Source organism: Arthrobacter gallicola (assembly GCF_014836775.1).
Classification (GTDB): domain Bacteria; phylum Actinomycetota; class Actinomycetes; order Actinomycetales; family Micrococcaceae; genus Arthrobacter_B; species Arthrobacter_B gallicola.
Map to the genome: position 1 here is coordinate 169,000 of NZ_JACSQD010000006.1, position 13,763 is coordinate 182,762.

Consider the following 13,763-nt stretch of genomic DNA (forward strand, 5'->3'; position numbering starts at 1 on the left):
GCGGCAGCCAGTCAGGCAGATAGGAGTTAAGGTAAGCCTTACCTACAGTACAGCCAAATAGGTCAGACTTTTATGACGCAATTGAGGCGAAGGTAACAGGTACTGTGTAGTACCAGCCGCACGCTGCTCCGCAGTGTCACCGGTGTGGTGAAGAATGGGTGCATGACGTCGGCCGCCTCGGTGCTTTCGAAGTTCACCCCCGCCACCCGGGACTGGTTCCAGGGGGCCTTCACCGAGCCCACTCCCGCGCAGGTCGGTGCGTGGGACGCAGTTTCCAGCGGCTCGAATGCCCTGGTGATTGCGCCGACCGGTTCCGGCAAAACGCTGGCCGCGTTCCTCTGGTCGCTGGACCGTTTTATTGCCGCCGCAGCCTCGGCCCCGCACCAGGAAACCCTGACCGACGACGGCGGCGGCCGGGGACGTTCCCGGGTGCCCAAGCGCAAAACCAAGGTCCTGTACATTTCCCCGTTGAAGGCCCTCGGTGTGGACGTGGAGCGGAACCTCCGGGCACCGCTGATTGGCATCACGCAGACTGCCAAGCGGCTTGGCCTGCCGGCACCGTCCATCACGGTGGGCGTCCGGTCCGGCGATACCCCGCAGAACGAGCGCCGGGCCCTGCTGACCCGGCCGCCGGACATTCTCATCACCACCCCGGAATCGTTGTTCCTGATGCTCACCTCGCAGGCACGGGAGACCCTGTCCGAGGTAGACACCGTGATTGTGGACGAGGTCCATGCTGTGGCCGGCACCAAGCGCGGGGCACATCTGGCCGTTTCCCTGGCCCGCCTGGATGCCCTGCTGGAAAAGCCGGTGCAGCGGATCGGCCTTTCGGCGACGGTGGAACCGAAGGAAACTGTCGCGCGGTTCCTGGGCGGAAACGCCCCGGTTAAGATCGTTGCCCCGGAGTCCAAGAAGAACTGGAACCTCACCGTCACCGTTCCTGTGGAGGACATGACGGACCTCGGAAACGTTCCGGCCCAGGACACCGTGGAAGGCGGTTTCGCTCCGCAGGCCAGCATCTGGCCGCATGTGGAGGAGAAGATAGCCGACCTGATCGAGGCGAACCGCTCCACGATTGTCTTTGCCAACTCCCGGCGGCTGGCGGAGCGGCTCACGGCGCGGCTCAACGAAATCCATGCGTACCGGCTGGAAGCCGCCGAGACGGCGGACGCGGCGCACGCTACCACCGGAACCGATGGCGCCTCCGTCCCTTCGCCGACTGACCGGGCACCTTCCGGCCGGCCTCCTGCGCAGCTGATGGCGCAGGCTGGCGTCTCTATCCGTAACCGTCAGCCCGGCAGCCAGCCTTTCGGCGGCCAGCCTTCCTCCGGCGCCCAGTCCTCCAGCAGCCGGCCCGCCGGCGCCCAGTCCTCCAGCAGCCGGCCGGCCGCTTCGCAGTCCGCCGCCGCGCAGTCGACCATCGCCGTCGATGATGCTGCCCCCGACAGCACTGCCCCGCTCCTGGCCCGTGCCCACCACGGTTCGGTGTCCAAGGACCAGCGGGCACTGATCGAGGACGATTTGAAATCCGGACGGCTGCGCTGCGTGGTGGCCACCAGTTCACTGGAGCTTGGCATCGACATGGGCGCTGTGGATCTGGTGGTCCAGGTCGAGTCCCCGCCTTCGGTGGCCAGCGGCCTGCAGCGCGTCGGCCGCGCCGGACACCAGGTGGGCGAGATCTCGCAGGGCGTGATGTTTCCCAAGCACCGCGGGGACCTGCTGAATTCCGCCGTCACGGTGGAGCGGATGCTTGCCGGGCAGATTGAACCGCTCTTTATTCCGGCCAATCCGCTGGACATCCTGGCGCAGCAAACCGTCGCGGCCACCGCCCTGGGAAGCATTGATGTGGAGGAATGGTTCGACGTCGTGCGCAGTTCCGCGCCTTTTGCCGGCCTGCCGCGTTCCGCGTTCGATGCGACCCTTGATCTGCTTTCGGGACGGTACCCCTCCGATGAGTTCGCCGAGCTGCGGCCCCGGATCATCTGGGACCGGAATGAGAACACCATCACCGGGCGTCCCGGAGCGCAGCGCCTGGCCGTCACGTCCGGCGGCACCATCCCGGACCGCGGCCTTTTCGGCGTTTACCTGGTCGGTGATTCGGAGGGGAAAAACAGCCGGCGGGTCGGAGAACTCGACGAGGAAATGGTCTACGAGTCCCGGGTTGGCGATGTGTTCGCTCTCGGTGCCACCAGCTGGCGGATCGAGGACATCACCCACGACCGGGTGCTGGTCTCCCCCGCGTTCGGCCAGCCGGGCAAGCTGCCGTTCTGGCGCGGCGATTCACAGGGCCGGCCGGTGGAGCTGGGCCGGGCACTGGGGAAGTTCGTCCGGGAAATGGCTGGCTCCTCCGATCCGGTGGCCCGGGAGCGGCTGGCCGCCGTCGGGCTCGATGAATGGGCTGCCGGGAACCTGGTGGCCTACCTTCGCGAACAGCAGCAGGCCACCGAGGTGGTCCCGAGCGACCGCACCTTGGTCATCGAGCGGTTCCATGACGAGCTCGGTGACTGGCGGGTGGTCCTCCACAGTCCGTTTGGCATGCCGGTGCACGCGCCGTGGGCTTTGGCGGTTGGGGCGCGGCTGCAGCAGCGGTACGGGCTGGACGGCTCCGCGATGGCGTCCGACGACGGCATTGTGCTGCGGGTGCCGCTGATGGAGGACGAACCGCCGGGCGCGGAGCTGTTCCTCTTTGAACCCGATGAGCTTGAAGCCATTGTTACGGCTGAGGTGGGCGGGTCGGCCCTGTTTGCCTCGCGGTTCCGTGAATGTGCGGCCCGGGCCCTGCTGCTTCCACGGCAGAATCCGGCCAAACGCACACCTCTGTGGCAGCAGCGGCAGCGTTCGGCCCAGCTGCTTGATGTCGCCCGGAAGTTCCCGACCTTTCCGATCGTGCTCGAAACCGTGCGGGAATGCCTGCAGGATGTCTACGATCTGCCGGCCTTGAAGGAACTGGCTGCCGCCGTCGAACGCCGCGAAATCAGGCTGGTGGAGACCACCACGCCGCAGCCTTCGCCGTTCGCCCGGTCCCTGCTCTTTGGCTACGTGGGTGCGTTCCTCTACGAAGGGGATTCGCCGCTGGCGGAGCGCCGGGCCGCCGCGCTGTCCCTGGATCCGACCCTGCTAAACGAACTGCTCGGCCGGGCGGAGCTGCGTGAGCTGCTGGACGCGCGGATCATCGCGCAGACCGAGGCAGAGCTGCAGAGGCTGGCCCCGGACCGGCGGGCCCGCGGCCTGGAAGGTGTGGCGGACCTGCTGCGCCTGCTTGGGCCGCTGACCGCTGCCGAAGTGGCGCTGCGGCTGGAACCTCTGGAACGGCCCGAACCGCCGGAGTCGCCGGAGTCGCCGGAGTCGCTGGAGTCGCCGGCACCGCTGGCGTCGCCGGACAACGATGGCAGGGCCGAGGCATCCGGAGCCCGCACACACGCGACCGAAGCGGAAGCTGCCACGCTGCTGCAGGAACTTGTCCGGGCGAACCGGGCGCTGCAGGCCGGTATAGCCGGAACCCAGCGGTACGCCGCGATCGAGGATGCTGCCCGGCTCCGCGATGCACTGGGCGTTCCGCTGCCTATGGGTGTTCCGCTGGCCTTTGTGGAGCCGGTGCCGGATCCGCTCGGGGATCTGGTGGGCCGGTACGCACGCACGCACGGGCCCTTCACTGCCGGGGAGGCGGCGGCCAGGCTGGGGCTCGGTGTCGCCGTCGTCACCACCACTCTGCAGCGGCTGGCGGGTGAGGGCCGGGTCGCTGAGGGCGAGTTCCGCCCCACTGAGGCGCTGACGCTCGACGCTGCTGCAGGTGTGGACCAGACCCCTCCTGCCGTCATTACCGTTCCCGGCGCTCCTGCCGGATCGGAGTGGTGCGATGCGGAAGTCCTGCGCCGGCTCAGGCGCCGGTCGCTCGCTGCGCTGCGTTCCGACGTCGAACCCGTGGACCCGCCAACGTATGGGCGTTTTCTGCCGGCCTGGCAGAATGTGGGGTCGTCGCTGCGGGGGCTCGACGGCGTTGTCACCGTGATTGACCAGCTTTCCGGGGTGCCCATTCCGGCGTCCGCGTGGGAGCCGCTGATCCTGGGGTCCCGGGTACGGAACTATGCCCCGGGGATGCTCGATGAGCTCACGGCGACGGGCGAGGTGATTTGGTCCGGTACCGGCTCGCTGCCCGGAAATGACGGCTGGATTGCGCTTCACTTGGCCGAGAATGCGCCGCTGACTCTGAATCCCGAACCTGATTTCGCCCCCACCGAGCTGCAGTCCAGGCTGCTGGAACTGCTGTCGGGAAGCGGTGCTTTCTTCTTCCGGCAGCTTGCCGAAGCGCTGAACCGGGAGCCGCTGCAGGACGGCGGTGCGCTGCTGCCGGATTCGGAGATCATTCCCGCACTGTGGGAACTGGTGTGGGCGGGCCGGATTACGAATGACACCTTTACTCCCGTGCGGTCTCTGCTTGCCGGCGGCAAAACGGCGCACAAGCAGCGCGCAACCACGCCGCGGGCGCGGACGGCCCGGCCGAGCCGGTTGGGCCGGGTGCCGCGGGGCAGTCTGAGCAGCTCGTCGCTGCGGCTTGCCGGGGACACGAACTTGCCCGCGCGTGGTCCGCAGCCGCTGGTTGCTGGCCGCTGGAGTCTACTGCCGGAGGTCGAAGCGGATACCACCATTCATGCGCATGCCACGGCTGAGCTGCTGATGGACAGGTATGGCATTCTGACCCGCGGTTCGGTGATGAGTGAGGGTGTTCCCGGTGGTTTCGGCCTGCTCTACAAGGTGCTGGCCCGGTTGGAGGAGATGGGTCGCTGCCGGCGCGGGTATTTCATTGAACAGCTTGGTGCGGCGCAGTTTGCTGTTCCTGCCACTGTGGACCGGCTGCGGTCGTTCTCGCGTGAGAACCAGCTGGCCGTTCCGGAGCCGCAGGCTGTGGCTCTGGCTGCCACTGATCCGGCGAATCCATATGGTGCTGCGCTGCCGTGGCCTGCCTCGGAGGGCGGTCACCGTCCGGGGCGGAAGGCCGGTGCACTGGTGGTGATGGTCGACGGCGATCTGGTCCTTTATGTGGAACGCGGCGGCAAGACTCTGCTCACGTATACGGACGATGCCGAGACACTGCTGCTTTCCGCTGCTGCCCTGGTGGATATTGTCCGGCGTGGAGCGGCCGAAAAGATGGCTGTGGAGAAGGCAAATGGTGTTGATGTTCTCGACACTCCTGTTGCTACGGCGCTGATGGCTGCAGGCTTCTATTCGACACCGAAAGGGTTGCGTTACCGTGTCTGAGCTGGTCCGGATATGCGGTCTGCGGGGTTTCGGGGTAACCCATGCCTGAGGGAGATACTGTCTGGCGGGCGGCCCGGGACCTGAATGCTGCTCTGGCCGGTTCTGAGCTCATCCGGACGGATTTCCGTGTGCCTCGGTTCGCTACCACTGATCTTCGTGGCCGGACCGTGGAGGAAGTGGTTTCCCGTGGCAAACATTTGCTGATCCGGGTTGCTCCGGGGGAATCAGAGTCTGAGGGGTGGACGATTCATTCCCACCTGAAGATGGAAGGGCTCTGGCACGTTTATGCATGGGGCGAACGGTGGCGTCGCCCTGCATTCAAAGCCCGTGCGGTTCTGGAAACTGCTGCCTGCCAGGCCGTAGGTTTCGAGCTCGGAATTCTTCGGGTTTTCCCTCGCAGTGGTGAGGAGGAGGCCGTTGGGTATCTCGGTCCGGATCTTCTGGGTCCGGATTGGGATTCCGGCGAAGCGGTTCGGCGGCTGGCTTCGGTTCCGGAGCGACCCGTTGGTCTGGCGCTGCTGGATCAGCGGAATCTCGCCGGGATTGGGAATGTCTACCGGTGCGAACTGTGCTTTCTTATTGGTGTCCATCCGTTGACTCCCGTTGCCCAGGTTCCGGATCTGGTCCGGCTTGTTGATCTTTCCAAGCGGCTGCTGGAAGCGAACAAGGCTCGTTCCCGGCGGATCACTACGGGTATGTCGTCCGGGCGGGATCCGTTGTGGGTCTACAACAGGGAGAAGCGTGGGTGTCTGCGCTGCGGTACCAGGGTTGTCCATGAGCTTGTTGGTGATAACGAACTCGAGCTTCGCGACCTGTACTTCTGTCCGCATTGTCAGCCTCGGGTGGAGTAGCTGGGCGGGGCAGTGGGGGCGTGGCGGGAGCGGCGCGGGCGCGGGCGGAGCAGCGCGGGCGGAGCGGGCGGAGCAGCGCGGGCGCGGGCGGAGCAGCGCGGGCGCGGGCGGAGCAGCGCGGGCGCGGGCGGAGCAGCGCGGGCGGAGCAGCCTAGGTATGCGCAGCGCGGGCGGCGCGGCGGGAGCGGCGGGAGCGGCGCGGGCGGCGGAGCGTCCTGGGTATGCGCAGTGCGGCGCGGCGGAGGGGTGTGAGCTGCACGCCGCCCCGCCCGGCGTCAAACACCTAGGCACCTTTTGTGGATAACTCTCCCAGAATTGAGTAGTTTTTGACCTATTTCCCGTAGCAACCATTCCTCCACAACGCCCTTTTTTGCTTTGTCCGCGTTGGTTCTGCTGGAAGGCTTGGGGCATGACATCGACGGCGCCTCCTGAATTTCGGTTCTTCGAACCGACGTCTGATGCTGGCCGCTCGAGTTCCCGCCACTCGAATTTCGACCGTTCCGGTCCCGTCAGCCCAGATACGGCCTCCAGCCCGGACGCAGAGGACAGGTCGTCCTGCCTGGATACTTTCGCGGCGTCCTCTGCCCCGGACTTCCCGGCCGCATTCAAAGGCGAACTATCCCTCATTTCCCCTGAGAGTTTGGGCACCGAAGAAGTTGGAACAGTTCTCGCCCGATTAGCAGCCCTGGCTAGCTGGGCTGTAGCTCAGCAAGCCCGGGTTGTGCACCGGATGGAGGTTTTGATTGCTGCGGAAGTGGAGGAGACGCACCAGAGGCCGGACGAAGGCTTGGCACTATCGCTGACAGCGGCCGAGGCCGGCGCGGTGCTGAACATTCCACATATGAGTGCCCTGCAACTTGTTAGCGACTCCGCCCAACTTTGCGGCGACCACACGGCAACGCTTGCCGCACTGTCGCACGGACAGATCAGTCACCGCCATGCTCGGGCCGTGCTGGATCAGCTCCAGGGCATTCCGCGTTCGCAGCTTCTTGGTTTCGAAGCAGAGCTGTTGTCAGCCGCCAGAGGACGGACCTGCGCACAGTTCACTCGAACCGCCCGCCGCCTGAGGGAGCGTCAGTGGCCGGAAACCATTGCTACCCGTCACCGTTCAGCTCTGGACCGACGGCGGGTCAGCTTTGACCCCGTCGCGGACGGAATGGGCGAACTCTGTGCCCGGATCGCAGTGGAAAAGGGGCAGGCCATCTTCAATGCTCTGACCTTTGCCGCAGAGGGTGAGCGCAAGGCCGGAGATCCCAGGACAATGGACCAGCTGCGTGCGGACATCTTCACGTCTTTGATGCTCCATTCCAACGGAATGCCACCTTCCAAAACGCATTTCGATGCCTCTTCTAAACCGCCATCCGCATCAAGTCCGCGACCCGCTGGCCCGTCCATGGCCGAAAACTATCTGTCGAGGACCCGCCATCTCGCGGATAGAGATCCCGCGAACCGCGACCGTGGCGACAGCGACCCAGCAAACAGAGACCGTTCCGGCAGTTCTAGGAGGGACAGTCCGGGCAGAGACCCAGCAGACAGAGACCGTTCCGGCAGAGACCCGGCGGACACCGAGCGTTCGGGCAGCTCCAACAGTTCCGGCAGTTCTGAGAGGGACAGTTCGGGCAGAGGCCCGGCAGACAGCGAGCGTTCCGGCCCCGACAGAGACTTAGCGAACAAAGACCAGTCAGCGAGTGGGAGCGAACACCAGGCTGTGGTCGATGCGCACGAACGGGCTGGTGGCTCTCCCGAAGATGGAGACTCTGCGAGTGCAACCGGTTCATCTGGGGAATCCGGTTGGGACGATTCGTCCGGCATGAGGGCTGAAATCATGGTCCTCATCAGCGCAGAGACCTTGTTCGGAAACAACGACCACTGCGCAGAGCTCAGTGGTGTTGGCCCCATCTCGGCGGAGGCCGCACGTCGGCTTGCAGAGCAGGCGCTGCACTGGACCGGTTTGGTGCAGGACCCGTCGACTGGTCAGATTCTAGCGGTTGGACGGCGCCGAAAGGTTCCGGCCGGACTCAAACGCTGGCTCCAGGCTCGCGATGGGACCTGCCGGTTTCCCGGATGCCGAGTTGGTCCGGCACGTACTGAGATCGACCACACGCGTCCCTGGGCCAGCGGAGGCCTCACGGAGCATGGCAATCTCGCCAACCTCTGTCCCAAGCACCATCGATACAAGACACTTGGGTTCTGGAGATCCCGTCAGAAAGAACCTGGATTTCTCGAATGGATCTCCCCGTTGGGACGTGTTTATCGAACGTCTCCCCAGCTGCACTATGCTCCCGTCCGGGCAGACGCCACCGTGGATTCCGCTTCACCCCCCATAGATTCTGATCCTCCTCCGTTTTAGTTGCGGCAATTCGAAGGCACCCTCCAGCCCGCTGTCCAAACCGCCCACTCATCCGTTCACCCGTTCACCCGCTCACCCGTTCACCCGTTCACCAACCCAAGCCACCCGCCGATCCCTCTGAACTCCGGCCAGCCCACAGCCGCCGGTACCCTAGAAGGGTGATGCAATCCCCTCTTCCCGTCCGCAACGGAGTCAACGCCACCAGGCTCCGCCTGCCTGAGGAAGGGTCATGGGAAACAGCAATGGACTACGTGCTGGACCGCTTCGGACACGTGGATCCGGACGGGATCATTGACCGGTTCGACCGCGGAGAGGTAGTCGGAATCGGAGGCATCCCCCTGTCGCGGACGACACCCCTGAACGAACACACGTTCATTTGGTACTACCGGGAACTTCCGCCGGAAGTTCGGCTCCCGGTCGAAATCAGCATCCTGCACCAGGATGAAAACCTGCTCGTCGTCGACAAACCGCATTTCCTGCCCACCACACCGGGAGGAATGTACGTTGCCGAGTCTGCTCTGATCCGCCTGCGCGTCGCCCTCGGCATCCCCGACCTGATCCCCATGCACCGGCTGGACCGGATGACCGCCGGAGTTCTCCTGTTTTCAACGAATCCGGAGACCCGCGGCAAGTACCAGGTCATGTTCGAGAAGCGACGCATCGAAAAGGAATATGAGGCAGTCGCACCGGTCCGTCCGGATCTCGACCTCCCGCTGGTTGTCCGAAGCCGGATGGTCAAATCACGCACCTACCTCCTGGCCCAGGAAGTCCCCGGAGAACCAAACGCGGAGACCAGAGTGGAACTCATTGAGGAGTCTGACGGGCTCGGACGCTACCGGCTTCTGCCGCACACAGGCAAAACCCATCAGCTGCGAGTTCACATGGCATCACTGGGAATCGGCATCCTCAATGACCCCTTCTATCCCGTCCTGCTCGAACAGGCACCCGATGACTACAGCCGACCCATGCAGCTGTTGGCTCGGTCGGTAAAATTCACCGACCCGCTCACCCGCGAGCCCGTGGAATACACCAGCCAACTCACCTTGGACTCCTACCCCATGAAACTTCCTCCGCACTAACGAACCCCGCACCCCTGCGAACTGAGCACTGCAGGTACTCACAGCCGATCCGCACCCGGCCTTTCCGGCGGTGAGTACCTCCGGCACGCCCGCCGGACGCAGCGGACCTCACAGGACCATCGCAGGCCTCTTGACGTGGGAGATAGGCTGAGGGCCACCTGCCCGGACAGCAGAATCGGGCCTCACCGTCGAGGTAAGGAGTGGGCATGCATCTCCACCCTTCAGTGCCTGCAAAACCAGTGCCCGCAATGCCTGCAAAGCCACCGTCACTACGGACGGCGGCTGCTCCAGCCGAACCCGAACCGGATGCACCAGCAGAAGCATCCGAAACATCAACCACACCCGCGGAACAGGCAACCAGCACGACGGCGGCATCCACACCCGCACAACAGGCAACCAGCACGACGGCGCCAGCCACCCACGCGGAACAGGCAACCAGCACGACGGCGGCATCCACACCCGCACAACAGGCAACCAGCACGACGGCGCCAGCCACGCCCACGGAACAGGCCACCACTGCTGGAAGCACTAACAGCACTGCAAGAACTGCAAGAACTGCAAGAACTGCAAGCAGAAGCTCCGTCGACTGGATCCGTCAGGCAACTGCCACAGTCCTGATCCCTGGCTCCGCCGTCTGCACGTATTTCCTGCTGCGTGATGCAGGTGGTTATCCGGCACTACCCTCAGGCTCTGGACTCCTCAACCAATCCGGTTCGTTCCTAGGCGCAGTCCCCGCCATGTGGGCAGCCTGGCTCCCGGTTTTCGCAGGATCCCTCGCCTACACGGTCTACCAATGGCTGCCCGCCCAGCGCTTTAACCCGCGCCATGGTTGGACAGGCTGGGCAGCAATTGCCGCCGTCGTACTGGGAACTCTGTGGCTGTGGGCCGCAACCGAAAACAGTCCGGCAGCTGCCACTGTGATTGCAATGGTTCAGGTGACAACCGGTGTAGCCGTGATCCACACGATGAATGGCTGGCCTGCATCAACCCGGACCGAACACCTCATCACCGATATACCCGCAGGTGCGTTTCTCGGCATATCCGTTCTGGCGCTGCTCACCTCATTGGGCGGCTGGCTGGCTCAGGCAGGCACCAACCTCGGCGGGTGGGGAGAGGAGGCCTGGACCCTCATCGCTCTGGTTTCGGTTGTTGTTGGTGTCACCACCGTCTGTATGACGGACCGCGGACACCTCTCCGTCGCGCTCACCGTGGTCTGGGGGCTCAGCTGCATAGGAATTGCCCGCCTGCTGGAAAGCCCATCCGCCGTGTGGCCGGCAGTGGGTGCCTTCGCAGCAGCTTTCCTGATCATCGTTTCGGCAAGCTCACGCCGGCATCAGGAGGACCATACCCGGAGACTGGCGGACCGCCAGAGGCTCAAAGCGGAGTCCAGCGGCCCCGCTGCCGGCGCAGCACCCGGAGCTGCTCACACCTAGCCACCTGCTCCACAGCATGCCGCATATTCATTGCAGCCCGCCTGGCCTGCGAGTTTTCCACTCCATATTCGTTGGCCGGAACCATAAACCGGAGGGTGATCCGCGGAACACCTGCCACTATGTCCAGCTGATTCGCCTCCACATGGTGTCCCGCTTCCAGAGCCTCAACGGCGGCATCCATCACAGCCTCCGGCGGATTACCGGGCCGAAGCCCAAGGATATTCAGCTGGACTCGGAAAGAAGGCATTCTCCAACGTTAGTCTGCGGGAACAACTGAGCATGACGGCGGCCTCCACCTCCGCGGAACGTCCGGTCAGCCCCACACATCTCAGGGCGCCTAGAGTTCCTGATCCTCCGGATCGAAGGAGGACAGCGGATCGCCCCCACCGTGAGCCGGATCGTCACTGCCGTCTTCCACCGGGTCCACACTCGGGTCCCCGAAGTCGACGTCGCGGGCTGCTTCGCCAATCGTGGGTTCATCCGGCGGGATCTGCGAATCTCCCTCTTCAAACCGTTCTTCTTCGGTCTCATCCCGGAGGGTCTGGTCCGACTCCGCTCCGGGCTGACCGGCAAGCGGTTCCTCATTGATCAGGGGATCGTCCTGCCAGGCGTCGGGGTTGTCCTCAGCAGCGCCAGGGTAGGAAAGTGCCTCTTCAGCCATGAGGTCGTCCTCATCCAGGAGTTCATCGCTTGAAATGATGGACACCTCATCAGGCGTCACTACCGCTTCCAGATCATCCGCCAGGGCCGGGTTATCGCTGTGGTCCGGGTTCTGTTCAGTCATCAGGGTCGCACCTTTCGATCGGGACGCGGAAAACGTCATATCTAGATACTAAGCATACTGAGGGCTGATCCGTGAAGTCATCCCGCCCATCGCGCGCACAGCCGCGCTTACCGTGCCGGCGCATGATTCTGCACCCCAATCCCCCATTCTGCCGCATGCGACTGAATTACGACACAAAAGTTTGACGTAATACCCAAAGTCAGGGAAGGCTTACCTCCGTTACGTTTTTGAGACCTTTGAGGGAGTGCCACGTGAGCCGTTTACAGCAGCCGGAATACACAGAGCGGTTGAAATCTGGCCGGAGGCAACCCTCCGCCAGGCAACCCGTAGATTCCGCGGCGAACGCCGCGGCCGCGAAAACCGCGGCCGTGACATCCGAGGCCATGACATCCGAGACTCCCGATCTTTCCGCACTGCTGACCGGCAGCTCGATCCAGCGCTACCTCGAGGAAAACCAGCTGGGTATGCACTCAGTGGCGGAAACGATCGGTTCTGTGATTCACCCCTGGACCGGACGGCATCCCGCAGATCTCGCTCCCGAAGTCAATGCCGTGGACCTGGAGCAGCCTCTCGGCACAATGTCCGCCGCCTTAGAGGAGCTGACACCCCTGTACCTCCGCGATGCCGTCTACTTCCACAACCCAAGCTATGCAGCCCATCTAAACTGCCCAGTGGTCATCCCGGCACTGGTGGGCGAAACCATCCTCAGTGCGGTCAACTCCTCAATGGACACGTGGGACCAGAGCGCAGGTGCAACCCTCATCGAACGCCGTCTGCTGCGCTGGACCGCAGAGAGGCTCGGGCTCGGACCCGCAGCAGACGGCGCTTTCACCAGTGGAGGCACAACTTCAAATCTGCAGGCCCTACTGATCGCCCGGAACCAGGCGGTTGCCAGACTGCGCACAACCGCAGGATCCACGGCTGAATCAGCAGGCACAGCACGCAGCGAACCTGGATCCGGCGCCACGGCAGACACCGGCAGCATTGAAGCCACCAACCCGAGAACCGGCACCGAACCCGCAGACCTGCCCGAGGAACGACTCCCCGCCCTGTTAAGCAAGCTGCGGATCTTCGCATCCGAGAGCAGCCACTTCAGCATCCGCAAGTCAGCGGCACTGCTGGGTCTGGGCGAAGACGCCGTATATCCAGTTCCGTGCGATTCCAAGCGCAGACTGCGGCACGATGCCCTTCGGCAGGCTCTGGAAGAGAGCCGCGGCCGAAACGAAATTCCCATGGCAATCGTGGCCACCGCGGGCACCACGGACTTTGGCAGCATCGACCCGCTGGCCGAATGCGCAGCCCTGGCTGCCGAGTTCGGAGCCTGGCTCCACGTCGACGCGGCCTACGGCGGCGGCCTGCTCACGTCGCTGAAATACCGGGACAGGCTGTCCGGCATCGAGGCGGCGGACTCCGTGACAGTTGATTATCACAAGACCTTCTTCCAGCCGGTTTCCGCGAGCGCTGTGCTGGTGCGGAACTCGGACGAACTCCGGCATATCCGCCATTACGCCGATTACCTCAATCCCCAGGCCGCTGCCCACCCGGACATTCCCAACCAGGTGGACCACAGCATCCAGACAACACGGCGCTTCGATGCGCTCAAGCTCTGGCTGACCCTGCGCGTGAGCGGAGCAGATGGAATCGGACGGCTCCTCGATTCTGCGATTGACCTTGCACAGAACATCGGCCTGCAACTCGAACAGGCCTCAGATTTCGAGCTCGCCGCGCCCGTCCAGCTGAGTACGGCAGTGTTTCGTTTCCGGCCGGATGGCCTGGATGACGACACCTGCGACACCATGAACCGGGAGATCCGTGCCCAGCTGGCTGCGTCCGGAGACGCCGTCATCGCCGGCACCACTCTGAACGGCCGGAACTATCTGAAGTTCACGCTGCTCAACCCCACAGCGACGCCCGAGGACATCATCCACATCATCACGCTCATCCGCCGCACCGGCAGCGCCTGGCTCGCAGCAACCGAAGCGTCAGAGGTTTCCGGAGTGGCTGCATGAA

The 13,763-nt window shown here is 64.2% G+C and carries 8 protein-coding genes; 6 read left to right on the forward strand and 2 right to left on the reverse strand.

Annotated elements, in window-relative coordinates; all coding sequences use genetic code 11:
• The first annotated feature begins 162 nt into the window (after positions 1–162).
• From H9639_RS13335 to H9639_RS13355, 5 genes are all read left to right on the forward strand, one after another.
• Complete coding sequence (locus tag H9639_RS13335; RefSeq protein ID WP_191808567.1) at positions 163–5,256, forward strand: DNA glycosylase AlkZ-like family protein; 5,094 nt, start codon at positions 163–165, stop codon at positions 5,254–5,256.
• Positions 5,257–5,297: 41 nt separating this feature from the next.
• On the forward strand, positions 5,298–6,107 hold the full coding sequence (locus H9639_RS13340) for an Fpg/Nei family DNA glycosylase (RefSeq protein WP_191808568.1): 810 nt from the start codon (positions 5,298–5,300) through the stop codon (positions 6,105–6,107).
• 409 nt (positions 6,108–6,516) lie between these two features.
• Positions 6,517–8,457: an HNH endonuclease signature motif containing protein gene (locus H9639_RS17290; protein ID WP_191808569.1), complete on the forward strand. Its 1,941-nt coding sequence runs from the start codon at positions 6,517–6,519 to the stop codon at positions 8,455–8,457.
• A 161-nt stretch (positions 8,458–8,618) separates the two neighbouring features.
• Positions 8,619–9,536, forward strand: a complete 918-nt coding sequence (locus H9639_RS13350) for an RluA family pseudouridine synthase (RefSeq protein ID WP_191808699.1) — start codon at positions 8,619–8,621, stop codon at positions 9,534–9,536.
• Between the two features lie 737 nt (positions 9,537–10,273).
• Positions 10,274–10,969 (forward strand): hypothetical protein, encoded by a 696-nt coding sequence (locus tag H9639_RS13355; protein ID WP_191808570.1) that lies wholly within the window; start codon positions 10,274–10,276, stop codon positions 10,967–10,969.
• Here H9639_RS13355 and H9639_RS13360 read toward each other — a convergent pair.
• Positions 10,911–11,216 carry a hypothetical protein gene (locus H9639_RS13360; RefSeq protein ID WP_191808571.1) on the reverse strand — a complete coding sequence of 102 codons (306 nt, stop codon included), beginning with the start codon at positions 11,214–11,216 and terminating at the stop codon, positions 10,911–10,913. The two genes, H9639_RS13355 and H9639_RS13360, sit on opposite strands and share 59 nt — an antisense overlap.
• A 90-nt stretch (positions 11,217–11,306) precedes the next feature.
• Positions 11,307–11,753, reverse strand: coding sequence for a hypothetical protein (locus tag H9639_RS13365; protein ID WP_191808572.1), 447 nt, complete (start codon positions 11,751–11,753; stop codon positions 11,307–11,309).
• Positions 11,754–12,217: 464 nt separating this feature from the next.
• On the opposite strand from H9639_RS13365, the gene H9639_RS13370 reads away from it, so the two are divergent.
• Positions 12,218–13,762 (forward strand): pyridoxal phosphate-dependent decarboxylase family protein, encoded by a 1,545-nt coding sequence (locus H9639_RS13370; RefSeq protein WP_191808700.1) that lies wholly within the window; start codon positions 12,218–12,220, stop codon positions 13,760–13,762.
• Position 13,763: the final 1 nt, after the last annotated feature.